This window comes from Bradyrhizobium sp. HKCCYLS3070, assembly GCF_051167575.1.
In the GTDB taxonomy this organism is placed as follows: Bacteria; Pseudomonadota; Alphaproteobacteria; order Rhizobiales; family Xanthobacteraceae; genus Bradyrhizobium.
In genome coordinates this window covers 139692-162583 of sequence record NZ_JBNPTI010000001.1, presented here as the reverse complement: position 1 = coordinate 162583, position 22892 = coordinate 139692, and the positions used below count along the sequence as shown (strand labels likewise).

The window sequence follows — 22892 nt, the reverse complement described above, 5'->3', positions numbered from 1 at the left end:
CCATCAAAGCAAGCACGGGTTTCTGCCAATGTTGCATCGCCTTAGATATCTCATGTCGACGACACTAGCATACTCCGCAGTCGTGTTCGCAGCAGGAATTTCTTCCGCGCTCGCGGCCGACCCCACCGGCGACTGGCGGGTCGCCGACGGCGTCGCTAACATCCGAGTCGCACAATGTAATGGCAGCATGTGGGGCGTCGTGGCCTGGGAGAAGACCCCGGGCGGACGCGACAGCAACAACCCCGATCCGGCCCGCCAGAGCCGGCCGACGCTCGGCATGCCGATCCTGATCGACATGAAGAAGAAGCCCGGCGCAGACGCGTGGGAAGGCCAAGTCTACAACGCCAAGGATGGGCAGCTCTACAGCTCCACCATCACGCCGGTCGACCCCGATCACCTGGAGATCAAGGGCTGCGTGCTCGGCTTCCTGTGCGGCGGCGAGACCTGGACGCGGGTTGCTCCGCCGATCCCGTCGAGCCCCGTGAACAGCATGGCCAAAGGTACACAGAAACCAATCGCGCCGGCCCCTGCCCCAGCGGCCAGGACGACGACCGGCGTCGGCAGTGGCGCAACCGCATCGGCCAAGCCGGGACACAAGCCCGCCGACCAGGTCGGCGATATCTGCCTGCTGCCCGATATTGCGCGCGCCCGCTAGTTGGCGTCCGTCACCCGAACAAAAAAGCGGCCGAGAGATCGGCCGCTTTTTCTATTCGGTGATCAAGAGCTCTCTTGCTCCTTGATCTCGCGAGGCTTGCCCATCAGGGCCGGCTGGAACAGCAGCACGGCGGCGAGCGTGGTGACCAGCGACAGCGCCAGCAGCTTGCCCATGCTGGACGTGCCGGGATGGCTCGACAGCCAGAGGCTGCCGAATGCGGTCGCCGTCGTCAGTGCGCTGAAGAAGATCGCCCGGGTCAGGCTGGTCTGGAGCAAATTGGTGCGGCCGCCGCGCCACGCCACCACGTAGTAGATCTTGAACGCGACGCCAATGCCTAGCAGTAGCGGCAGGGCGACGATGTTCGCGAAGTTCAGCGGCAGCTTGATCAGCACGCAGATCTCCAACGTCACGGCGCCTGCGACCAGCAGCGGCACGATCGTCATCAGCACGTCGGTGAAGCGCTTCAAGGTCACCCACAGCAGCAGGCTGATCACGACCAGCGAGTAGATGCCGGCGTGGATGAACGCCTTCACGATCGTGTCACCGGACTTCAGGATCGAGACCGGCCCGCCGATCGCGTTGGGCTCGGCCGTCAGGACGGCGTTGGCGAATCGCCTGAGATTGTCGTTGTCGTTCGGATCGCCCTTGGGCTGCGCCTCGACCCGAATCAGTCCGTCCTTGCTCTTCCACTGCGACACCAGTTCCGGCGGCAGGTTCGCGAGGCTGACCGGCTGCGCCTGCAGGGTGGCGCTGAGCTGCGTCAGCGTGATCTTCCACGGCTCGACGAACACCGCCTGTGCCTTGTTGCGAACCGCCTCGCTCGCGCCCGCGAGCCTGGCAAGCGCATCTGCGAGCCGCCGCGCCGCGACCGCGCCCGGCCCATTGCTCTCGCCCGCGGTGCGCCGGAGATTGTCGACGGTCGAGTTCAGGGCGTCGACATTCTCCTTGTCGCTCGGCGCCGCATCGACCTGATCCGGATTGAGCGCAGGCCCCAACACCTTCGCGCCCTGCGCGATCAGCTTCAGCTTGGCCGGCTGGTCCTCGGGGACGAAGCTGTCGAGCGACATCACGCGCGCCACCTCGGGGAGCTTCCCGAGCTTGGCCTCGATCGCCTTGGCCTCGGTCTCGGAGCGCGTCAGCACGTCGATCGCGTTGGCGCCCGTGTTCGGATCCTTTCGCAGGTCGAGATAGGTCGCGATCGACTCGGCGCGCGGATTGCGCAGGTTCATCGGGTTGAAGTCGAACTTCATGTAGTAGAGCAGCGGCAGGCCGGCGACGACCAGGCCGAGCGTGCCGACGATGATCGGCACCCGGTGCTTCTCCAGGAAATGATCGACCGGCGCCAGGAAGGCATAGCCGACCGGCTCCTTCTCGCCAGGCGGATTGAGAATCCTCAGCAGCGCCGGCAGCACCGTGATCGACGACAGGAACGCGATGATCATGCCGGCGCCGGCGATGGCGCCGAGCTCGGAGATGCCCTTGTAGTCGGTCGGCAGGAAGCACAGGAAGCCGGCAGCCGTCGCCATCGCCGCGAGCGACAGCGGCACCGCGGAGCGGCGCGCGGCTTCCGCCAGCGCCTCCGGCAGATTGTCGTTCTTGAATCGCTCGGAGCGGTAGCGCACGCTGAACTGGATGCCGAAATCGACGCCCAGGCCGATGAACAGCACGGCGAACGCAACCGACAGCAGATTGAGCGAGCCGACCATCATCAGGCCGACGGCCGTGGTGAGGGCGAGGCCGATGAACAGGTTGATGAACACGGCCGAGATGATCTTGGCCGAATGCAGCGCCAGCCACAGGATGATCAGCACGACGACCACGGTGCCGATGCCGTTGACGACGGCGCCCTCCTGCACGGTGGCGTATTCCTCGTTGGCGATCGGCACCGGACCGGTCAGCCGCACGCGCGCGTGAAAGCGGTTGGGGAAATCGAGCTCGGCCGCGGCCTGCCGGATCGCATCGGTGGCGGCCTTGCCGGGCTCCAGGGCCTGGTAGTCGAGGATCGGCTTGAACTGGATGAAGGCGCGCTTGTCGCTGTCTTCGAGCGGCTTGTCGGAGATCAGCTGGCGCCAGGAAAAGGTCGCATCGCCCTTGTCGAGCACGGTCTCCACCGTCTGGGAGATGTAGTCGAACGGCCGTGCGGCATTGTCGAGCTTGACCTGGCCGCGCTTGACACCGGCAAGGCCGGTCTCCAGCGCACCGGTCAGGCCGCGGATCGACGGGTCCCCGGCCATGATCTCGACGAGCGGCGCTGCCGCCGCGAACTGGTCCGTGAGCTGCTTGACCTCCTCGGTCGGCAGGAACAGCAGGCCGTTCCTGGCGAAGAACTCGCCGCCGCCGAGCAGCTCGACCGATGAGAAGTTCGCGGTGTCGCCCTTGAGCTTCTTGGCGAGCGCATCGGCCGCCACACCTGTCATCTCGGGCGTCGCCGCTTCGACCACCGCCAGGATCATCCGATCGCGATCGAACGCCTGCTCATATTGCTGGTCGCGCTTGCGCCAGTCGAGCTCGGGCGAAATCAGCTTGTTGATGTCGGTATTGATCGAGAAATGACGCGCCGTATAGAAGCCCGCGCCTACGGAAAGCAGCAGGGCCGCAATCAATGTCGGCCAGGCAAACCGGGTGCAGGCCTTGACGATCGAGACGACAAACGTGGTCAGCACTTCGTGACTTTCTAATGTTTAGAGAGCTGGGCGGAAACGTCCGCTTCATGGCGGAGTTCCCCGATCAGGGCGAGCCCCGGACGCACACATCCTGAGCGGCGCCCCGACCCGGCCTGGCCCAACCTTGAAGACGAGGGTGGTCCGTCGACGGCGGATCAGGTCGAACGATGCACGGAACCGTCGGGGCGGCTGATATAGCGGCTGTTCTCGGCGGTAAAGTGACGAACGAGTGAGAGCATAACCAACTCAATTAATTGATCTAATTTATAATTACTAAATTACCGGCGACCTGTCGCGAGCTGTGTGCGACGTGTCACATGCGAGCCACTTGCAGACCGGCTTTCTTCTTCGCTCGATTTTTGACACAAAGTCCTGCGTTTCCATCCGTGTGGCGGGCCATTGGGCATTCGCTGGTGCGATTATTGCAACCCTGTCGCACGCACGGAGGTGCCAGGTCGAAAGTGAGGCAACGTGGCTGGACGTCCAATGCAGGTGTATCTCGCGCAGCCGCGCGGTTTTTGTGCTGGAGTCGTGCGTGCGATCGAGATCGTGGAGCGCGCGCTGGAGAAGTATGGCCCGCCGGTCTATGTGCGTCATGAGATCGTCCACAACAAGCACGTGGTCGAGAGCCTGAAGGCCAAGGGCGCCATCTTCGTCGAGGACCTCTCCGAGGTCCCCCCGCGCGCCGTCACCGTGTTCAGCGCCCACGGCGTCGCCCGGACGGTGGAGGAGGAAGCGGCCGCCCGCGGGCTGCCGGTGCTCAATGCCACCTGCCCGCTGGTGACGAAGGTCCACAACCAGGGCAAGCGCTACATGTCCAAAGGCCGTACCCTGGTACTTATCGGCCATGCGGGCCACCCGGAAGTCGAGGGAACCATGGGCCAGGTTCCCGGCCCGGTCCACCTGGTGCAGAACGTGGCCGATGTGGCCACCCTGCCCCTGCCGGTCGATACCCCGCTGGCCTATATTACCCAGACTACGCTCAGCGTGGACGACACAAGAGACATCATTTTAGCCCTCCAAGCCCGCTTTACAGACCTTCAAGGTCCCGATATCCGGGATATCTGCTATGCGACACAGAACCGGCAATCTGCGGTAAGGGACTTAAGCAAGCTGGTGGACGTCATCCTGGTGGTGGGCGCCGCCAACAGCTCCAACTCGAACAGACTGCGCGAGATCGGCACCGAGGCCGGCGTCGCAAGCTATCTGATCGCTGATGGCAGCGAGCTCGATCCGGTTTGGCTGAAGGATGCCAAGGCCGTCGGCATCACCGCCGGCGCCTCGGCTCCCGAAGTTCTCGTCGACGACGTCATCGAAGCCCTGCGGCGCATCGGACCGGTCGAGGTCGCGGTGGTCCCGGGGCGGGAAGAAAACATCGAATTCCGCCTGCCGGCCGAATTGGTCGCGGGCTGATCGGTCCTCGTTTGGTCCAGAAAGAAGAGACGTAATGGCAATCCCCTTCCATAAGGAACTGCGTATCGGGGCCTATCTGATGAAGCAGAAGCTTCTCGGCCGGAAACGCTATCCGCTCGTGCTGATGCTGGAGCCGCTGTTCCGCTGCAACCTGGCGTGCGCCGGCTGCGGCAAGATCGACTATCCCGACGCGATCCTCAACCGCCGCATGAGCGCGCAGGAGTGCTGGGACGCGGCCGACGAGTGCGGCGCGCCGATGGTCGCGATCCCCGGCGGCGAGCCGCTGATCCACAAGGAGATCGGCGAGATCGTGCGCGGCCTGGTCGCCCGCAAGAAGTTCGTCTCGCTCTGCACCAACGCGCTGCTGCTGGAGAAGAAGCTCGACCTGTTCGAGCCGTCGCCGTATTTGTTCTTCTCGGTGCACCTCGACGGCCTGCGCGAGCATCACGACAAGGCGGTGTCGCAGAAGGGCGTGTTCGACCGCGCCGTCTCCGCGATCAAGGCCGCCAAGGCGCGCGGCTTCACCGTCAACGTCAACGCCACGGTGTTCGACGGCCATCCCGCCGAGGAGATCGCCAAGTTCCTGGACTTCACGACCGAGCTCGGCGTCGGCGTGACCATGTCGCCCGGCTATGCCTATGAGCGCGCGCCGGACCAGGAGCACTTCCTCAACCGCACCAAGACCAAGCAGCTGTTCCGCGACGTCTTCAAGCTCGGCAAGGGCAAGAAGTGGAATTTCATGCATTCCGGTCTGTTCCTCGACTTCCTGGCCGGCAACCAGGAGTTCGAGTGCACCCCCTGGGGCATGCCTGCGCGCAACATCTTCGGCTGGCAGAAGCCCTGCTATCTGCTCGGCGAAGGCTACACCAAGACCTTCAAGGAGCTGATGGAGACCACCGACTGGGACTCCTACGGCACCGGCAAGTACGAGAAGTGTGCCGACTGCATGGCGCATTGCGGTTACGAGGCCACCGCCGCCAATGCGGCGCTGACCAACCCGATCAAGGCGATGTTCGTGTCGCTGCGCGGCATCAAGACCGAGGGTCCGATGGCACCGGAGATCGATCTCTCCAAGCAGCGCCCGGCGCAGTACGTGTTCTCGTCGGAGGTGCAGAAGCGCCTCTCCGAGATCCGTCACGACGAGGCGATCGAGGCGCAGCAGAAGGCCTCGACGGCCGCCTGATCTTCACGGCTCTGATCAATCAAAAGGCCGCCGAGTGATCGGCGGCCTTTTTCATTGAACTGATCTGTGGATCGGGATGGACGCTACGCTCGGCGATGAGCAAACGGCTCACGCCTCGGCAGCGGCCAGCGTCTCGGTCTCGAGGAAATGCTCAGCCGCCAGCATGCCGCTCAGCAGCAGGTCGCGCGCGCCGCGCAGCGAGCGCAGGGCGCGATTGAACTCGATGCCCGTCGACACCAGGCCGCGCAGTACGGCCGGATTGCGGGCGACGCCGCGCAGGATCATCGGCAGGTCGATGTCGCCGTTTGGCTTGATGGCGTCCTTGGCAAGCGACGGGAGGGTGCGATGGGCGGGATCGGAGATCACCCGCAGCGCCGCGAACGGCAGCCCGTACTCGGCGGCATAGGCGGCGGCGATGTGGCTCTCCATGTCGACCGCGGCCGCACCGGTCTTCATGCGCAGCGCCGCCTTGCGGGCCTGGGCCACCACCACCTCTTCGGCCCCGGCGAGCACGCCGCGCACAACGCGGCGCTTCTTCAGGGCGGCGCGGGCGATGTGCTCCTCGCGCAGCGACAGGCCCGACAGCCAGCGGGCATCGCCGGCGGTCACTTCGGTGGCGACGACGATGTCGCCGGCCTTGAGGCTCGGATCGAGACCGCCGGCCACGCCGAAGCTGACGACGCCGCGGATCGAGGTCGGATCGAACACGGTGAGCAGCGAGCGCAACTGCCTGGGGTCGCTCGAGCTGCAGATCACCATCATGCCGGGCCCGGCAGCAATCCGGGCCTCCTGCACCAAGCCCGTCACGACCAAGACCGGCCGCGAATCAATCGGGCGATCCGCGGACGTGTCGTCCCCCATCCCCAACTTCACAATCCGACCCCTGACACCTTCTCGGACGTCGCGTGATCCGACGTCTCCGTCTCTTGTTCCAAAGCCTCAGCCACGGCGGCGCCAGAGCGGAAAGGCCTTAACAAACCGAGGATTACGCAGAAAAAATCCGCGAGGAAACCCCGTTTGCGCCGCACTGCACCGGCACCTGATGCGTTTTTTGCCCGGTGTTGCCATTTGGCCCCGCCGATCCCTGTTCCGTCCTGGAACAGATTGCGCCGGTGCCACCGGGCGTGGAACTTTAAGCAAGAACCACGCCACGAAAATGTGAGACTCACGGCAGGCGGCATGACGGCGCGGGCAGATTCGGCCGCCCCTGCGCGGGTCAACCGTGCCCGAGCAGGAGATTCGCAGCGCGGTCGCCGGAGCGCACCGAGCCTTCGATGGTTGCCGGCAGGCCGGTATCGGTCCAGTCCCCCGCCAGAGCGAGATTGCCGAACGCCGTCTTCGCTCCCGGTCGGAGCGCGTTCTGCTCGGGCGTCGCCTCGAAGGTGGCGCGACGCTCGCGCACGATCTGCCACGGCGGCAGCTCCGCCGTGATCCCGGCGGCCTTGCAGACGTCGGCCCAGATCGCGGCGGCGAGCTCCTCGCGCGGCATGTCGACGAGGCGATCGCCATTGCTGATGGTGACCGAGAGCCGTTGCGGGAAGGCGAACAGCCACTCGACCAGGCCGCCGACCACCCCGAGCAGAGCTGGTGCATCGCGCGGCGGCGTGATGCGGAAATGGGCATTGACGATGGCACGATATTTCGTCGGCCCCGTGAGCCCCGGCAGCAGGGCCATCGCCGGCCGCGGCGGCACGGCGAGCACCACGACATCGGAAGGACCGAGCGCGACGGTTTCATCGCCGCCGAACCTGAGCCCGGTGACGCGACCGCCCCCATCGTCGAGGCCGCGCAGCTCGCGGCCGATCCGCACGCTGCCGCCCTTGCCTTCCAGGAATTTCACGGCCGGATCGATCAGCACGCCCGACAGGCCGTCGCGCGCGATCAACGGCCGGCAGGCCTGGCCGCCGGCGAGCAAGGTCTCGCGAACGATGGCGCCGGCCAGCCCCGCCGACCCCTCCGGCGGATCGCAGTTGAGCGCCGCAAGCAGCAGCGGCTGCACCAGACGGTCATACAGCGTACCCTTGCAGGGGATCGTGCTGCCGATCGTCCTGGACGTACCGGCCCAGATCAGCGGCGACAGCGCGAGATAGTCGCCTAGCTTGGTATCCGGCACGCGGCGGCCCTCGTCGAACACCCACAGCGGCAGCCGGCCGTTGCCGAGATCGAGCAGCCAGCGCTGGCCGCTCCGGATGTCGACGAAGGCGAACTCTGCCTTCGCCGGCCCCACGAGCCCCGCCTCCGAGCCGATCGCGCGGGCATAGGCCAACACGTGATGATTGGCCGACAGCAGCAGATGGTTGCCGTTGTCGATCACCAGGTCGGTCGCGGCGTCGTAATAGGACCGGCAGCGGCCGCCGAGCTGCTGCGTCGCCTCGTGGACATGGACGATGTAGCCCGCATTGGCGAGCCGCACGCCGGCGGAAAGGCCGGACACGCCGGCGCCGATGATGTGAGCTGTCTTGTGCATCAGATGATTGCGTAACGAAGGATGATGCCGATCTTCGTGAGCTTGCTCACGCGGACAGGCTCGCGCGGCAGCGCGAAGCCTCGTTCGAGCAAGAGGTCGAACACGGCACGATAATATTTTGACATGATCCGCGGCGCCCGCACGGCGCGCCGGCGATTTCGCCGCATGATCTCGTCGGCCTTCTCGAAATGCGTCTTGGCCCTGACCGCAACCGAGTTGCAGACCTTGGGCAGCGCGCGCTCCTGCGTGACCTTGACCGGATCGTCGCCGGTGATGCCGGCGAACAGCAGCGCCTCGCGCGGCAGATAGAGCCGGCCGATGCCGGCATCCTCGTCGATGTCGCGCAGGATGTTGGTGAGCTGCAGCGCGCGGCCGAGATGGTGCGCGAGCAGGATGCCGTCCTCCTCGGGCATGCCGAAGATGCGCACCGAGAGGCGGCCGACCGCGCTCGCCACGCGGTCGCAATAAAGGTCGAGCGTCGCGAGATCCGGCGCGCGGATCTCCTGCGGCACGTCCATCTCCATGCCGTCGATGATGGCGAGGAAGTCCTCGCGCTTCAGCCCGAAGGTCTTCACCGAGCTGACATAGTCGCGCAGCCGCGGCGGCGGGTTGCCCTGGTACAGCGCGTCGATGTCGTCGCGCCATTTCTGCAGCGCCGCCAGCCGCTCGGGCCGCGGGCCGTCGGAATCGGCGATGTCGTCGACCTCGCGGCAGAAGCTGTAGACTTGGAACATCGCGTCGCGCTGGGCGCGCGGCAGGATGCGCATGGCGGCATAGAACGAGCTGCCGGAGGCTGCCGTGCCGTGATCGATATTGTCTGCGGTTGCCTCGAGGGTCATGCGCCGGCTGCCGATTTGGTGACGGGATGACGCCCGGCCACGCGGCGGCCGATCTCGCCCATGACCGACGTGAAGGTGAGGCCGAGCATGCCGACGGGCGACAGGTGCACGCGCTCGCTCAGCGGATCGCGCACCTTCAGCAACGCCACGATGCGGTCGGCGAAAGCCTGGATCACGGCGATCTCCAGTCCGAAGCGGAAATCCTTGACGCCGCTGTTGAGGTCCCTGCCCTCATCGAGCAGCGCCGCGTTGCGCACCGCGAGCTTCTGCAGGCAGGCCAGCAGAGGCGGCGGCGACTTGGCCTCGCCGAGCATCTCGACGGTCGCGCCGGCTTCCGCCAGCGCATCGCGCGGCAGATACACGCGGTTGAGCGCCTTGTAGTCCTTGCCGCAGTCCTGCAAGTGGTTGTTGATCTGCAGGCCCGCACAGATCGCGTCCGAGGCCGGCCAGGTCGCGGTGGACTCGCCGTGCACGTCGAGCATGAAGCGGCCGACCGGCATCGCCGAGTAGCGGCAGTAGTGGATGACCTCGTCCCAGTTCTCGTAGCGCAGCTTGGTCACGTCCATCCGGAAGGCAACCAGCAGATCGAGCGCGTGCCGAGGCGGCATGCCGCGCTCGGCGAGCGCCCGGCGCAGGCTGACGGCGACGTCCTGGGTTTCGCCAGTCCCGGTCAGCTCGGCTTCGAGCAGATCGAGCAGCCGCAGCTTCTCGTCGCCCGGCAGGCTCGGATGGTCGGCGATGTCGTCGGCGGTGCGCACGAAATTGTAGAAGGCGAGGATCAGCCCCCGGTGCTCGGGACGGATGATCCACGACGCCACCGGAAAGTTCTCGTCCCGGTGTGTCTTGCCGGATCGCAAATCGCTCGCGGTGGTCATGGACGAAACAGCTATCAGGTTGAAAGGGCGCTACCGAAAACAATGCCCGCCGCTTCGCTCATGCGAACGGATTGCTCGCCCCATATAGGCGAAGATCCCGCCAAAACCAATGCAATCGATGTCGGGCAGCCCATAGGACCGAACCGCCGGCCTCCCCCGAGGGGCGGGCCGGCGGTCGTTAACCAAGGGAGTTCGGAAACAACCGTTCCGAACGGCAACCGCTTACTGGTTGTGGGTCTTCAGCACCTGGTCGCAGGCCGGGCTGATCTTGGGCCGGTTCTCCTTGAGGCACGCCAGAATGGTGAAGTCACCCTGATCGATGACGGCACGGCAGAACTTCTGAACGTCACGCGTGCAGGCCGCCTGCTCTTCGGGCGTGCCGCCGCGGCCTTGCGCAAACGCACCGGTGGAAACGGACACCGACGACAGCAGGGAAAGTGCCAGGAAAATCTTACGCATCGTGTTCCTTCATTTTGACAGCAGAGGAGACCTCCCGGATCGCCGATGCTGCCCGGGAAACACCTGTTTGGTTTGGCAAGGACCGCAAGCCCCCCAGCGCCGGAGGTACGCTGCCAAATGCGGCCAAATTTGCGCCCTATGATCCCGAGCGGATCAAGCTCGGAGATCACAGCTTTGGCACAAACAAGGCGTTGATACTAGGGCGTTATTCTCGGAACACGTTTTTCGCATTTGGCTGTTGCAAGCATGCCGCGCGGACCGTTAGATGCAGCGCCGTCGAGGCGGCTTGCGTGCAGCCGTCTTGCGAGGACGACCATTCGGCGCCGACCGGTCGCACGGCGTCGGCGGGCATCATGGCATCCGGTCGCAGCGCCCGACCGGCCGTCATTTGAACCTAACCTTCGGCGAGAACACCAAGTGTTCGAAGCGGCGGCATACGCCGACACAGCGGTGTCATTTTGGATGGGAAACTCGATATGAAACTGTTCGGCTCATCTTTCTCGGGGCACGTCATCAAGGCCGCCGGTCTCGGAGCGGCACTGTTCGTGGCGGCGACCGCAGTTCAGGCTCAGTCGGGCCCGTTCGCCGGCTTCGACGGCTCGTGGTCGGGCAACGGCACGGTCGCGCTGTCGGACGGCACCACCGAGCGCATCCGCTGCAAGGCCAGCTACAAGGTGGCCGGCGCCAATCTGAAGCAGAGCCTGCAATGCGCCAGCGACAGCTACAAGTTCCTCCTGTCCAGTGACGTCACCAGCCAGGGCGACCGCATCTCCGGCAACTGGAGCGAATCCAGCCGCAACGTGAACGGCGAATTGCAGGGCACCGCCGGCAACGGCCAGATCGACGTGTTCGTGCAGGCCGCCGGCTTCGCCGCCAGCATCACCCTGAGGACCAGCGGCAACAAGCAGGTCGTGCAGATCTCCTCCAAGGGCGAGATCCGCGGCGTCAACATCACGATGTCGAAGACCTGATCCTTGGACCGGAGCGTGTCGCGCGCTCACGGGCAGTCGAATGCGCAAACGGCCCTGACAATGTCAGGGCCGTTTTGTTTTGCGGTGCTTCCGCAGCCCTCGGATACGAATGAGACCCGCCGCTGTCGTCGCCCGGCTTGAGGGCGACCCAGTCTTCCGGAGGCTGTCGTGATTGAACCGATAGGCCGCGGCGTGCTGGATCACCCGCTTTCACGGGTGATGACGGCCTGGTTTACGCAATAGCCTGGGCTAAAGCGGCTTGCGCTTCAGCTTCTGCGACAGGTTGATCAGGAACATCGCGGTCGGGCGGAGGATGAAGAGGTCGGCAAACAGCGCCGCCACCATCGAGAACGCGCTGAGCCAACCGAACAGCCGCAGCGACGGCAGATCCGAGAACACGGTGACGACCAGGCCGCAGGCCAGCACCACGGTGGTGAGGATCAGCGCCGGTCCGACCAGCACGGTGGCGCGCTCCACTGCGACGGCGGCACTGACGCCGGGCGCGCTTTCCATCCGCAGCCGGTTCAGGAAGTGGATAGTCGCCGACAGGCCAAGGCCGAAAGAGACCGTGAGCGCCACCACGCTGGCAAATTGCAGCCCCTCACCCATTGCCCACAGCACGGTGCCCGACATCACGACAGGGAAAATGCCGGGCAGGATGCAGGCGAGCATCACCACCCAGGAGCGGAAGGCCAGCCCGATGAACATCGCGACCAGCGCGAACTCGATCGTCAGCCCATGGTTGAGCTTTTCGATCATGCCGGCGGAGTTGCGCGCGGCGATGGCGGCGAGACCGGTAACGGCGATTTCATAGCCGGGATGCTTCTTTCTCACCGCATCGAGCTCGCGGTCGAGCTTGTCGACCACCGGCAGCAGCTGGCTGGAATCGACATCCGGCACGCGGCCGGCGACCACCACGGCATCCTGTTCCTTGTCGATGAAGCGGCGCACGAGGTGCTCGGGGATCAGATTGACATATTCCTGCAACGTCGCCGTATCCGACGAGCCGGCCTTCTCGGCCAGCCAGCGCCGGAGCGTCTCGACCGACCAGACGTTGCCGACACCAGCGGTCTTTTCGACGGTGGCATGGACGTCGGCGATCGCCTGCAACGTCTCCGGCGCATAGAGCGAGGCGCCCTTCGGAAACTGGATGAGCACGTTGACCGGATTGGCGCCGGTCAGCTTGGCATCGAGCCGGTTGCTCGCTGCAACCGCCTGCTGCTTGTCAGGCACCTGGTCGGCGAGGCGATAGCGCGGCTCCAGGGTCGAATACACCACCGCGAGCGAGCCGACGAACAGCACCGCGATCAGGCTGAACAGGCCGGGACGGCCGACCATGCGCACCGCGATCCAGTAGCAGAAATTGCGCAGCGCCTGGACGCCGGCGTCGGCGCCCTGGAATTTGACCGCGAATGTCTTCTCGTTGCGCACCAGCAGCACGCCGAACACCGGCACCAGCGACAGCACCGCGACCAGCGCGATGATGGTGGCTGCGAGCCCCGCCTCGCCGAACTTGCGGATCAGGTCGCTGTCGGAAAACTGCAGGGCGATGAAGGAAATGCCGGCGGTGGCGTGGGTCAGCACGCAAGCCGGGCCGACGACCAGCACGGCGTTCTTGAACGCCGTCACCTTGTCCTGCCCCGCGATCAGGCGGTCGCGGGCGGCGAAGGTAAGCTGCATCGAATCGGAGAAGCTGATGACCATGATGAGCGGCGTCATCACGTTCAGGAACATGTTGAGATTGAAATTGGCCCAGCCGAGCGCGCCGAGCGCGAGCATGATCGCGATCAGCGGCGGAAACGCCGCTGCGATCATGAAGGAGACCTTGCGGAAGAAGATGATGGCGATGATGCAGCCGGCGAGAATGCCGAGAATGTTGTAGGTCAGCCCGTCACGTTCCACCGCGTTGCGGATCTCGAGCTGCATGACCGGCACGCCGGAAAGCTGGACATTCAGGCCGGTGTCGCCGAGGTCCTCCGCCATCAGCTTCCGGATGTCGCCCACCACCTTCCCGAGATCGTTCGAGGCCACCACCTTGGGCTCGAGCGACAGCACGATCAGGGCGAGCGTACCGTCCTCCGACAACAGCTTGCCGCGGATGATCTCGTTCGACTTCACCGTTTCGATGAACTTGTCGTAGGCCTCGCCCTCCGGCAGATCCGACGGAAACAGCGCGGCCGGCAGCTTGCCGGGCGCCGGCGCCTGACGGGCCGAGAACAGCGACACCAGGCCACGGGTACCCTCGACCAGTTGCAGGTCGGTCACGAAGTCACGAAGCTTCTCGAGGTTCTGGCGGGCCAGCAGGGTCTTGCCCTCGACCACGACGAGGACGTCGAATTCCTCGGCCGGGAACTTCTTCGTCACCTCCTCGTACTGGTGGAATTCCTTGCTGTCGGAGCGAAACAGCTGGCTGAGCGAATCGTCGATCTGGATGCGCTTGATGCCGAACACCGCCGCCACGATGAGGACGAGCAGGACGACGCAGGAGAAGATCGGCGCCTTGACCGCGAGGAGGCCGAGTCGTTCGATGCCAAAAGCGATGCTGTCGGCCGGCCGGTGCTCGACCTTCTCGACATGGACTTCGTTGTCGTGCCTGACTTCCAGCATGCGGTGTCCAGTGGTTGGGGTGCGGCCCAATTCTGAGGGCCTGAGCGCATAGGGCAGAAATAAGGCCGCTCAGCGAAGCAGAGATGACCGCATTGTGGCCCGCAGCCCAAGCTAATCCTTGAAAACACGTGAAAATTCGTCGAGGCGATCTAGCAGGGTTCACTCCCCGGCCGCAACCATGCGCGGCCACACAATACGGCGAGCCGCCACGGCTTCCGATCACGCCACGATTCTGCCGTGCTTGAAAAGAGCGTGGATGGCCCCGACGGACGCGGGGCCTCGAAACCTGAACGACTCAAGGACCGGTATCCGACCGAGCCGTCCCTTGCTCTGGGCAGGCCGCGAGCCGGTGCTGGCGAGCACCACCCGCCGCCCCCAGTTCCACAGAGGACCATCACCCTGCGGGAAGGGCGGCCTCGCGCAGCCGGATCGAGTAGTTCGACGCGTTCTGATGCCCGCGCGAGGCGGCGCGCGCAAACATGATGAGGTGATGCGCGATCAGCGCCACGGCGATGAAATTCTCGATCTCGCCTCGCTTGAGCTGGCTCCAGGCAAAGCGCCAGAACGGCCGCTTGTAGTCGCCGAGCACGCCCACCTTCCAGAAGATCTTGCCCATCATGACCAGGCCGCGCCTGATGTTCGGCCAACTCTTCATCTCGTCGCTGACCGGCACCTCGATGCGGTTGGCATAGGTGGTGTCGCATTGGTGCTTGTAGCGCGCGAACAGCCGCTCCGGCTCGTAGGCCACCTCCATGCAGCGCCGCCACGCCGTGACCACCTCGTCATAGGGCATCAGGAATTTCACGTTGGAGTCGCGACCGTCATCGTGGACAAGCCTGCCCTCGCGCTCGAGGCGGTCCCACAGGGGCGTCTTCGGCAGCGCCTGCAGCAGATTGATCGTGAGCAGCGGGATCCGGCTCTCCTCGACGAACTGCAGCAGCGCGTCCGCGGTCTGCGGCGTGTCGGTGTCCAGCCCCATGATGATACCGGAGACGACCTCCATGCCGTAGCTGTTGATGGTCCTGATCCCCTCCAGGATCGGCACCATCATGTTGTGATCTTTCTGCATCGCCGTCAGCGCATCCGGATCGGGCGTCTCGATGCCGCAGAAGATGGTGATGAAATAGGCCTCACGCATCTTCTCCAGGATCTCGGGCCGCTTGGCGATGTTGAGCGTGGCCTCGCAGGCGAGCCGCATCACATAGCCGGTGCGCTTCTGCCATTCGATCAGATGCGGCAGCAGCTCCGTCGCGGCTTTGCGGTTGCCGATGAAGTTGTCGTCGACGAAATAGACCGAGCCGGTGACGCCGCATTCCCTGAGCTTGTCCAGCTCGGCGATGATCTGCTGCGGCGACTTGATGCGCGGGTTGCGCCCATAGAGGCCGGGGATGTCGCAGAACTCGCACTGATAGGGGCAGCCGCTGGAATACTGGATACTGCCGAGAAAGTACTTCTTCACCTCGGCGAGCTCGTAGGCCGGCACCGGGAAATCCGTCATCGCCACCCGCTCGTTGGTCCGCAGCACGACCTGCTGCGCAGGCCGTGACGGATCCCGCGCCAGCCGCGCGATCAGCTCGTCGGTCGCATCACCGAGCTCGCCGACATGCAGATAGTCGAAGCTCGGGTAGTAGTCCGGACAGGCGCTGACCGAGGGGCCGCCGAGCGCGACCGGCAGGTCGAACGCGTGCGCCCGCTGGCAGATGTCGTTCATCTGCTGACGCTGGATGTGCATGCCGCTGACGAACACCGCTTCGGCCCATGAGAAATCCTCGTCCTGCGCCGGGCGGATGTTCTCATCGATGAAGCGCACCTGCCAGGAACCCGGAAGATAGGCCGCGATCAGCAGCAGCCCCTGCGGCGGCATGAAAGCCTGGATGCCGTCGGTGAGCGGATAGGCATGCTCGAAGGTTCCGAACGACGAGGTGTAGCGCGGAAACACACAGAGAATGCGACGTACCGTTTCGATGCCCTCGAATCTCATCGACTGCCCCTCGCGACAACCCGCTAACCGGTTACCTTACGGCCGAAGATAAGGCTTCGCTACCCCTTCCGGAAAAGTTGAGTGCGATCGCGCCTTCCGCTCCTGTCGCAAGGCGCGAGGTCCCGCCGCGTGCCAGATGCTCACGCTGCCTGGCATGATCAGACGCGACCTGACGAGGCGACCTGATCCGATGCATCGCAATACGGATGGCGGAATGCGAAGGGCGATCCAAAGTTCCAATCGGATGGATAATTGATCGGTCGAGCGCGACGACTGCTCCCGCCTGTCTCCGACCGGCGAACCAATTGCGGAGCGCGCGTGCGCGGCCACTGGTTTGCAATGCATTTGCAGGGGAACGAGGAGCCTCGAAATGGCGCATGCCCTCCGTAGTCGACCGGATGCCCCGGCGCCCGCCCCTGCTGCGGAGCACCAACTAATCGATTGAAACGCCAAGCAAAGTACGCTGTGGTTGCATAATACTGACGGTGTCCACTTAACGCTTTCTCCATGAAGGTTTTGCATAACTATTAACAATCAGCGCCTCCTCCGTCGTAGCAAAAACTCGCGGTATCTCACCTCATGACCTCACGCCCGACGTCAACGAAGACGGCCACGCGCCAATCCATCGCAGTCAAGCTCTATGCAATCTTTGCGTTGTTTGCGCTATTGACCGCCGCAATCACCTGGCTGTCCGACTACAACTCGCGGCGAGCCACGGAGCTCATCAAAGCCATCGAGACAGCCAATCTCGCCGCTCACAACGTTCAGCTGGTCAACGGCCTCGTCTATGCCGTCGTCATGGAGTCGCGCGGCGTCTACATGTCGACAGACCCCGCCGTCGTGAAGCAATACGGCAACGGCTTGCTCAAGTTCAATGCCGAGATCCTGAAGGTCGTCGACAAGTGGCAGGCGATCGTCCAGGCCGACGACGCCCAGCAATTCGCAACGTTCAAGAAGCGGATCGAGCAGTTCGTCGAATTCCGCGCCGAACTGGTCCGCCGCGCCAATGAAATCAGCCCGGCTGCGGGACGCGAGTGGGGCGACAACGATGCCAATCGCTCCGTGCGCAAGGCGCTCAACACGGATCTCGAGGCGCTGTCCAAAGTCTATGTCGAGCGCGCAGGAAAGATCGCCGAGGAAACGGCGCTGAACAACAAGCTCTCGCTCGTGCTGACCGGTCTTGGCGGCCTGATGCTGGTTCTGGTCGCAGCCGGCGTGGTGATCATCGCCCGCTCGATCGCTCGGCCGCTGTCGCAGATCACCGATACGATCCGCCAGGTCGCGACCGGCGCCGAGAACGTCGAGGTGCCGCATGCCGGACGGGCCGACGAGATCGGCGAGCTCGCCCGCGCCATCGGCGTGTTCCAGCAGGCGATGGCCCATAACCGCGACCTCAATGTCCAGGTCTCGCAGGACTCGGAAATCCGCGAAGCCCGGGCCCGCCACATCGAGACCGCGGTCGAGCAATTCCGCACCGCGATCGGCAGCGTGATGCGGACCGTCACCGAGAACGCCGCCGCGATGCGCCAAACCGCCGAGATGATCACGCGGCTGACGGCCGATGCCAACGAGCGCGCGGTCACCGCGGCCGGCGCCACGTCGCAGGCCTCGACCAACGTCTCCGCCGTCGCCAGCGCCGCCGAGGAGCTGTCGACGTCGGTCGAGGAGATCGGCCGGCAGATCCGGCAGTCGGCCGGCGCCGTCGAGCAGACCGGCCAGCGCACCGAGAAGTCGGTCACGGAGATCGAGGGCCTTGCCGCCGCCACCCAGCGCATCGACGGCGTACTGACCCTGATCCAGACCATCGCCGAGCAGACCAATCTCCTCGCGCTGAATGCGACCATCGAGGCCGCCCGCGCCGGCGAGGCCGGCCGTGGTTTTGCCGTGGTCGCTCACGAGGTCAAGGCGCTGGCCGGGCAGACGGCCAAGGCGACCGAGGAGATCAGCCAGAACGTCGGCCTGATCCAGGCCTCGACCAAGACCGCGGTCGACGCCGTCCGCGAGATTGGCCAGGCGGTCCGCGGCATCAACGAGATCACCTCGAACATCTCCAATGCCATCCAGCAACAGGACCAGGCGACGCGGGAGATCTCGACCAACGCGCAGTCGACCGCCCAGGGCAACCAGACGCTGGTCATGAACATCGACTCGCTCCGCGACGCCATCAGCGAGACCTCGACAGCCGCCGCCTCCGTCCTGTCGGCGTCCGGCGACCTCAACGCGACCGCGCAGACGCTTGCCAACGAGGTCGAGAAGTTCTTCCAGAACCTCCGCTCGGGTCCGTCTGCGGAGATGCGGCTGCGCAAGGCGAGCTGACGGCGGCGAGCCATCGGTTGCGGAAATCGCCCCCACAAGACGTGATCCGTTCCGACACCGGAACCGTTTCTTGGTTTTTGGAGAGCCATCGTGCGCCAGACAGCCAAGAAACTTCCGTTCGCCTGCGACCCGGTTGCGGTCACCCAGGATGACGTCGAGGACGCCATCCGCACCATCCTGACCTGGATCGGCGAGGACCCGTCACGCGAGGGTCTCTCCGAGACCCCGGCCCGCGTCGCGCGGGCCTACAAGAGCTATTTTTCCGGCTATGAGCAGAACCCCGAGGAGTATCTGCGCAAGACGTTCGAGGAGACCGCCGGCTACGACGAGATGGTGCTGTTGCGGAACATCCCGTTCCAGAGCCATTGCGAGCACCACATGGCGCCCATCATCGGCCGCGCCTGGGTCGGCTACGTGCCGCGCAACCGCGTGGTCGGGATTTCCAAGCTCGCCCGGGTCGTCGAGGCCTATGCCAGCCGGCTGCAGATCCAGGAGCGCATGACCGCCGAGATCGCCAACATCATCGACGAGGTGCTGCAGCCGCAGGGCGTGGCGGTCGTGATCAAGGCAGCCCATCACTGCATCAGCTCGCGCGGCGTCAAGAAGCACGGCGTCGATCTCACCACCAGCCGCATGCTCGGCTGCTTCCGCACCGACCCGATGAGCCGCCAGGAGTTCCTGGCGATGGTCAATTCCGATCTGAAGGATTGAGGGGCACGGAAAATCGTCCGCCCGCTGTGATCCAGCCGTCCATGAGCCACGTTATCCGGGATCAAGCATGCGTGCCGGGGACCATGACCACGCGATGAGAGCGGCTGGATTAGCGCAATGGAACGTGGCATCGTCCCGGCATCGATTTGCACGGGCCTTGGGCGCCCGTACCAAGGTGAATGTGAGCAGAGGGCCGAAGGCGACTGTGGATTGGGCTGAATTGATCGGACGCGTCGCCGCGCGCGGCGACCGCGAGGCGTTCAAGGCCCTGTTCGCGCATTTTGCGCCCCGCATCAAAGGTTTCCTCATCAAGACCGGCTGCAACGCCGACGACGCCGAGGAAATCGCCCAATCCACCATGGTGGCGGTGTGGACGAAGGCGGGGCAATTCGATCCGTCGACGGCCGGCGCGGCCGCCTGGATCTTCACGATCGCGCGCAACCAGCGGATCGACGCCGTGCGCAAGGCCGCCCGCGACAGCCGGCTGAGCAGAGAAGTGGGGCGCGACGAGGAAGCCGATCCGACGCTCGCAGCCGACCAGATCGTCTCGCGTGTCGAAGATGCCACACGGGTAGCGGCCGCGATCGAAAGATTATCGGCGGAGCAATCCACCGTGATCCGCCTGTCGTTCGTTGAGGAACGACCGCATTCGGAAATCGCGGCGGTGCTCGGCCTGCCGCTGGGTACGGTAAAGTCACGAATCAGACTGGCGATGAACCGCCTGAGAGACCTGTTGGACGACGCGACATGACGATCAGCCACCACCCGCCGGAAGACCTGCTGGCCGACTTCGCCACTGGTGCGCTCGACGAGGCCGAGCGGCTGGTCGTCGGTGTACATGTCGCCGATTGCGGCCGATGCCAGCGCTTCGTCCGCGCCATCGAGCAGCTCGCCGGCGCCTCGCTGGACGCGGCCGAGCCGATCGCGACGGGCGCGGACGCTTTCGATGCCGTGATGGCCCGCATCGATCGACGCCCGCAGGCGGCGCCGCAGGTGAGCGAGGTCGCCGAGCACGATCCCGAGCTCGCGGATTTGCCCGAGATGGTCAAGCGCTGCAAGATCGGCAAGCGCCGGCGCGTGGCGCCCGGCATCAGCATGCGCCCGATCCTGCTGCCTGGCACCGGCAAATCGCGCGCCTTCCTGCTGCGCTCGGAGCCAGGGGCGCGGATGCTGGAGCATACGCATTCCGGCAATGAGCTGACCTGCGTGCTGAAGGGCAGCTTCAGCCATCTCGGCGGCTATTACGGACCCGGCGACTTCGACTATGGCGACGACGAGGTCGACCATCGTCCGGTGGTCGGTGACGAGGGCCCCTGCCTCTGCCTCGTCGCCATGACCGGCGACCTGCGCATGCACGGCCTGCTCGGCCGCCTCATCAGCCCCTTCGTCCGGCTCTGAGCTCTGATCGCATCGTGGCGTGCCGCCGCGGAGCAATCAAGACGAGCTAGATCGGCTGGACGATTCGCCACTTCCCTCCGCGCGATACCGACAGCACGCTGGCGGTGATCCGCATCTGACTCTGACCCGTTTCCGTTCAGAGAGAGCGCATGGAGGAGAATGATGCGATCAGCAAGCGCGGATCAGAAGGGTTGCGTCGCGCATCTTGGCAGCCTGCTGGCCCGTGCCGGACGCAACGATGAGCAAGCCTTTGCCGAGCTCCATGCTGCAACGATCTTGAAGATGCGGAAGACCGTGCGCGCCTTGCTGCCGTCCGCGGCTGACCTCGACGACATCCTGCAGGATGGCTACCTGAAGATCTGGCGGCATGCCGCGAGCTTCGACCCGACGCGCGCCTCGCCCATCACCTGGATGTGCAGCATCATGCGCAACACCGCGATCGACGCGCTGCGCGCCACCGGCGTGCCGACCTCGGAGCTCGATGAGGCCCTCGCGATCCCTGATCCCGCCGACAGCGCCGCCGACGAATTCGACTACGCGCTGGCGGAACCGATCGCCCGCGAGGCGCTTGAGCGGCTGCCGGAGGAGCGCCGACGGCTGCTGGCGCTCGCCTATCTCGAGGGCGAAAGCCGGACGCGTTTGTCGGAACGGTTTGGCGTGCCGGTCGGCACCATCAAGACCTGGCTGCATCGCAGCCTGCTCACGGTGCGCAAGGACTGTCTTGGCCAGGCCCACGCGGTTACCGCGGCGGCCGCCTGATCGGCTGCATGGCGTGATGACCAAGGTCCCATGACCAGGACACGTGCCGTAAGACACCTTGTCATCGTGCTGGGCGACCAGCTCGATGCGGACTCGGCGGCCTTCGACGGCTTCGACCCGGAGCAGGACGTCGTGCTGCAGATGGAGGTCAGCGACGAGGCCAGCTACGTTCCGCAGCACAAGATGCGCATCGCGTATTTCTTCGCGGCGATGCGCCACTTCCGCGCCGATCTCGAGAGCCGCGGCCGCACCGTCCATTACGTCCGGCTCGATGATCCCGCCAACACCGGCGCACTCGACAGCGAGATCGCGCGGCATCAGGCGGCGCTGCGGCCTGCGGCGACCATCGTGCTGGAGCCCGGCGATTTTCGCGTGCGCGAGGGCTTGCGCAAGCTGCCGCAGCGGCCCGACATCCGCGCCGACCGCCACTTCCTGTGCACGGCGGAGGAGTTCGACGCCTTCACCGAGCGCCATCCGCGCCCGATCATGGAGACGTTCTACCGCGCGATGCGGCGCAAGACCGGCATCCTGATCGACGAGAGCGGCCGCCCGGTCGGCGGCAGCTGGAATTTCGACGCCGAGAACCGCAAGGGATTCGGCAAGTCGCGCCCGCCGATCCCCGTCGCCAGATCCTATGCGCCCGACGCGATCACGCGCGACGTGCTCAAGCTGGTCGCGGCGCGCTTCTCCAACAGTCCCGGCAAGCTCGACCGCTTCGACCTGCCGGTGTCGCGCGTCGACGCGCTGACCGAGCTTTCCGATTTCGCCGGCTGGCGCCTCTCCTTGTTCGGCACCTATCAGGACGCGATGCTGAGCGACGAACCGTTCCTGTATCACTCGCGGCTGTCGGGCGCGCTGAACCTGCACATGCTGAATCCGCGCGAGGTGGTCGCGGCCGCGCTTCAGAGCCGCAACGCGCCGCTGAACGCGCTCGAGGGCTTCGTCCGCCAGATCATCGGCTGGCGGGAATTCGTGCGCGGCATCTATTGGCAGCGCATGCCTCACTACGCCGATGAGAACGCGCTCGACGCCGGCCTGCCGATGCCGCGCTTCTACTGGACCGGCGAGACCGAGATGCGCTGCCTGGCGCAGGCGATCGGCCACACCATCGACCATGCCTATGCGCATCACATCGAGCGGCTGATGGTGCTCGGCCTGTTCGCGATGCTGCTCGGCGTCCGGCCCTACGATGTGCACCTCTGGCACATGTCGATGTTTCACGACGCCATCGACTGGGTGTCGTTGCCCAACACGCTCGGCATGAGCCAGCATGGCGACGGCGGCGTGGTCGGCACCAAGCCCTATGCGGCGTCGGGCCACTACATCGACCGCATGAGCGACCATTGCCGCAACTGCCGCTACGATCCGAAGCAGGCGACCGGCGACAGGGCCTGCCCGCTCACGACGCTGTATTGGAGCTTCCTTGCCAAGCACCGCCGGCGCTTCGCCAATAATGGCCGCATGCGCAACCAGTACGTCAATCTCGAGCGCCGCAGCGCGGCGGAGATCCGCGCCATCCGGAGCCACGCCGACGCGATCGCGTCGGCCCTGGTGTAACCGGCGTTCGTCCAGCCTGAACAGCGCTCACGGCTTGC

18 protein-coding genes are annotated in these 22892 nt (G+C 65.2%); 10 read left to right on the top strand and 8 right to left on the bottom strand.

Annotation, left to right across the window (positions count from 1 at the left end):
* Nucleotides 1-28 precede the first annotated feature (28 nt).
* Nucleotides 29-655, top strand: coding sequence for a DUF2147 domain-containing protein (locus ACQR03_RS00690; RefSeq protein ID WP_409998602.1), 627 nt, complete (start codon nt 29-31; stop codon nt 653-655).
* 62 nt (nt 656-717) lie between these two features.
* On the opposite strand, the gene ACQR03_RS00685 is transcribed toward ACQR03_RS00690, so the two are convergent.
* The gene (locus ACQR03_RS00685; RefSeq protein WP_434841559.1) at nt 718-3318 is read right to left on the bottom strand and encodes an MMPL family transporter; all 2601 of its coding nucleotides are present in this window, start codon (nt 3316-3318) and stop codon (nt 718-720) included.
* 486 nt (nt 3319-3804) lie between these two features.
* On the opposite strand from ACQR03_RS00685, the gene ispH reads away from it, so the two are divergent.
* A complete protein-coding gene (gene ispH / locus ACQR03_RS00680; RefSeq protein WP_315714888.1) occupies nt 3805-4731 on the top strand; it encodes a 4-hydroxy-3-methylbut-2-enyl diphosphate reductase in 927 nt (308 codons plus the stop codon).
* 34 nt (nt 4732-4765) lie between these two features.
* Entirely contained in the window at nt 4766-5914 is a 1149-nt protein-coding gene (gene hpnH / locus ACQR03_RS00675; RefSeq protein ID WP_315714889.1) for an adenosyl-hopene transferase HpnH, read from the top strand.
* 108 nt (nt 5915-6022) lie between these two features.
* Here hpnH and ACQR03_RS00670 read toward each other — a convergent pair whose 3' ends face one another.
* The 5 genes from ACQR03_RS00670 to ACQR03_RS00650 all read right to left on the bottom strand — a co-directional run bounded on the left by ACQR03_RS00670 (nt 6023) and on the right by ACQR03_RS00650 (nt 10554).
* Nucleotides 6023-6787 carry a phosphorylase gene (locus ACQR03_RS00670; RefSeq protein ID WP_409977888.1) on the bottom strand — a complete coding sequence of 255 codons (765 nt, stop codon included), beginning with the start codon at nt 6785-6787 and terminating at the stop codon, nt 6023-6025.
* Between the two features lie 343 nt (nt 6788-7130).
* Nucleotides 7131-8381: a hydroxysqualene dehydroxylase HpnE gene (gene hpnE / locus ACQR03_RS00665; protein ID WP_316203758.1), complete on the bottom strand. Its 1251-nt coding sequence runs from the start codon at nt 8379-8381 to the stop codon at nt 7131-7133.
* Nucleotides 8381-9220 (bottom strand): presqualene diphosphate synthase HpnD, encoded by an 840-nt coding sequence (gene hpnD / locus ACQR03_RS00660; protein WP_316170558.1) that lies wholly within the window; start codon nt 9218-9220, stop codon nt 8381-8383. Before hpnD ends, hpnE begins: the two co-directional genes overlap by 1 nt.
* Complete coding sequence (gene hpnC, locus ACQR03_RS00655; RefSeq protein WP_315826343.1) at nt 9217-10095, bottom strand: squalene synthase HpnC; 879 nt, start codon at nt 10093-10095, stop codon at nt 9217-9219. The genes hpnD and hpnC overlap by 4 nt, the downstream gene beginning before the upstream one ends.
* 222 nt (nt 10096-10317) lie before the next feature.
* Nucleotides 10318-10554 (bottom strand): hypothetical protein, encoded by a 237-nt coding sequence (locus ACQR03_RS00650; RefSeq protein WP_315714894.1) that lies wholly within the window; start codon nt 10552-10554, stop codon nt 10318-10320.
* Nucleotides 10555-11030: 476 nt separating this feature from the next.
* Here ACQR03_RS00650 and ACQR03_RS00645 point away from each other — a divergent pair, with 476 nt between their 5' ends.
* Nucleotides 11031-11525: a hypothetical protein gene (locus tag ACQR03_RS00645; RefSeq protein ID WP_315714895.1), complete on the top strand. Its 495-nt coding sequence runs from the start codon at nt 11031-11033 to the stop codon at nt 11523-11525.
* Between the two features lie 249 nt (nt 11526-11774).
* On the opposite strand, the gene ACQR03_RS00640 is transcribed toward ACQR03_RS00645, so the two are convergent.
* The gene (locus ACQR03_RS00640; RefSeq protein WP_315714896.1) at nt 11775-14132 is read right to left on the bottom strand and encodes an efflux RND transporter permease subunit; all 2358 of its coding nucleotides are present in this window, start codon (nt 14130-14132) and stop codon (nt 11775-11777) included.
* Between the two features lie 394 nt (nt 14133-14526).
* Entirely contained in the window at nt 14527-16113 is a 1587-nt protein-coding gene (locus tag ACQR03_RS00635; RefSeq protein ID WP_315714897.1) for a B12-binding domain-containing radical SAM protein, read from the bottom strand.
* Nucleotides 16114-16692: 579 nt separating this feature from the next.
* On the opposite strand from ACQR03_RS00635, the gene ACQR03_RS00630 reads away from it, so the two are divergent.
* From ACQR03_RS00630 to ACQR03_RS00605, 6 genes are all read left to right on the top strand, one after another.
* On the top strand, nt 16693-18429 hold the full coding sequence (locus ACQR03_RS00630) for a methyl-accepting chemotaxis protein (protein WP_316202247.1): 1737 nt from the start codon (nt 16693-16695) through the stop codon (nt 18427-18429).
* Nucleotides 18430-18519: 90 nt separating this feature from the next.
* Nucleotides 18520-19140: a GTP cyclohydrolase I FolE gene (gene folE, locus ACQR03_RS00625; protein ID WP_315714899.1), complete on the top strand. Its 621-nt coding sequence runs from the start codon at nt 18520-18522 to the stop codon at nt 19138-19140.
* Between the two features lie 205 nt (nt 19141-19345).
* Nucleotides 19346-19891 (top strand): sigma-70 family RNA polymerase sigma factor, encoded by a 546-nt coding sequence (locus ACQR03_RS00620; protein ID WP_315826481.1) that lies wholly within the window; start codon nt 19346-19348, stop codon nt 19889-19891.
* Entirely contained in the window at nt 19888-20538 is a 651-nt protein-coding gene (locus ACQR03_RS00615; protein ID WP_315749232.1) for a ChrR family anti-sigma-E factor, read from the top strand. Before ACQR03_RS00620 ends, ACQR03_RS00615 begins: the two co-directional genes overlap by 4 nt.
* A gap of 162 nt (nt 20539-20700) precedes the next feature.
* Nucleotides 20701-21297, top strand: a complete 597-nt coding sequence (locus ACQR03_RS00610; RefSeq protein WP_434841560.1) for an RNA polymerase sigma factor — start codon at nt 20701-20703, stop codon at nt 21295-21297.
* A 30-nt stretch (nt 21298-21327) separates the two neighbouring features.
* Entirely contained in the window at nt 21328-22854 is a 1527-nt protein-coding gene (locus ACQR03_RS00605) for a cryptochrome/photolyase family protein (RefSeq protein WP_434841561.1), read from the top strand.
* Nucleotides 22855-22892: the final 38 nt, after the last annotated feature.

Bases quoted from the DNA above. Each gene is read 5' to 3' on its own strand.
- ACQR03_RS00690 (WP_409998602.1), top strand. From the start codon at position 29: ATGTTGCATCGCCTTAGATATCTCATGTCGACGACACTAGCATACTCC.
- ispH (WP_315714888.1), top strand. From the start codon at position 3,805: ATGCAGGTGTATCTCGCGCAGCCGCGCGGTTTTTGTGCTGGAGTCGTG.
- hpnH (WP_315714889.1), top strand. From the start codon at position 4,766: ATGGCAATCCCCTTCCATAAGGAACTGCGTATCGGGGCCTATCTGATG.
- hpnE (WP_316203758.1), bottom strand. From the start codon at position 8,381: ATGCACAAGACAGCTCACATCATCGGCGCCGGCGTGTCCGGCCTTTCC.
- hpnD (WP_316170558.1), bottom strand. From the start codon at position 9,220: ATGACCCTCGAGGCAACCGCAGACAATATCGATCACGGCACGGCAGCC.
- hpnC (WP_315826343.1), bottom strand. From the start codon at position 10,095: ATGACCACCGCGAGCGATTTGCGATCCGGCAAGACACACCGGGACGAG.
- ACQR03_RS00650 (WP_315714894.1), bottom strand. From the start codon at position 10,554: ATGCGTAAGATTTTCCTGGCACTTTCCCTGCTGTCGTCGGTGTCCGTT.
- ACQR03_RS00645 (WP_315714895.1), top strand. From the start codon at position 11,031: ATGAAACTGTTCGGCTCATCTTTCTCGGGGCACGTCATCAAGGCCGCC.
- ACQR03_RS00640 (WP_315714896.1), bottom strand. From the start codon at position 14,132: ATGCTGGAAGTCAGGCACGACAACGAAGTCCATGTCGAGAAGGTCGAG.
- ACQR03_RS00635 (WP_315714897.1), bottom strand. From the start codon at position 16,113: ATGAGATTCGAGGGCATCGAAACGGTACGTCGCATTCTCTGTGTGTTT.
- ACQR03_RS00630 (WP_316202247.1), top strand. From the start codon at position 16,693: ATGACCTCACGCCCGACGTCAACGAAGACGGCCACGCGCCAATCCATC.
- ACQR03_RS00615 (WP_315749232.1), top strand. From the start codon at position 19,888: ATGACGATCAGCCACCACCCGCCGGAAGACCTGCTGGCCGACTTCGCC.
- ACQR03_RS00610 (WP_434841560.1), top strand. From the start codon at position 20,701: ATGCGATCAGCAAGCGCGGATCAGAAGGGTTGCGTCGCGCATCTTGGC.
- ACQR03_RS00605 (WP_434841561.1), top strand. From the start codon at position 21,328: ATGACCAGGACACGTGCCGTAAGACACCTTGTCATCGTGCTGGGCGAC.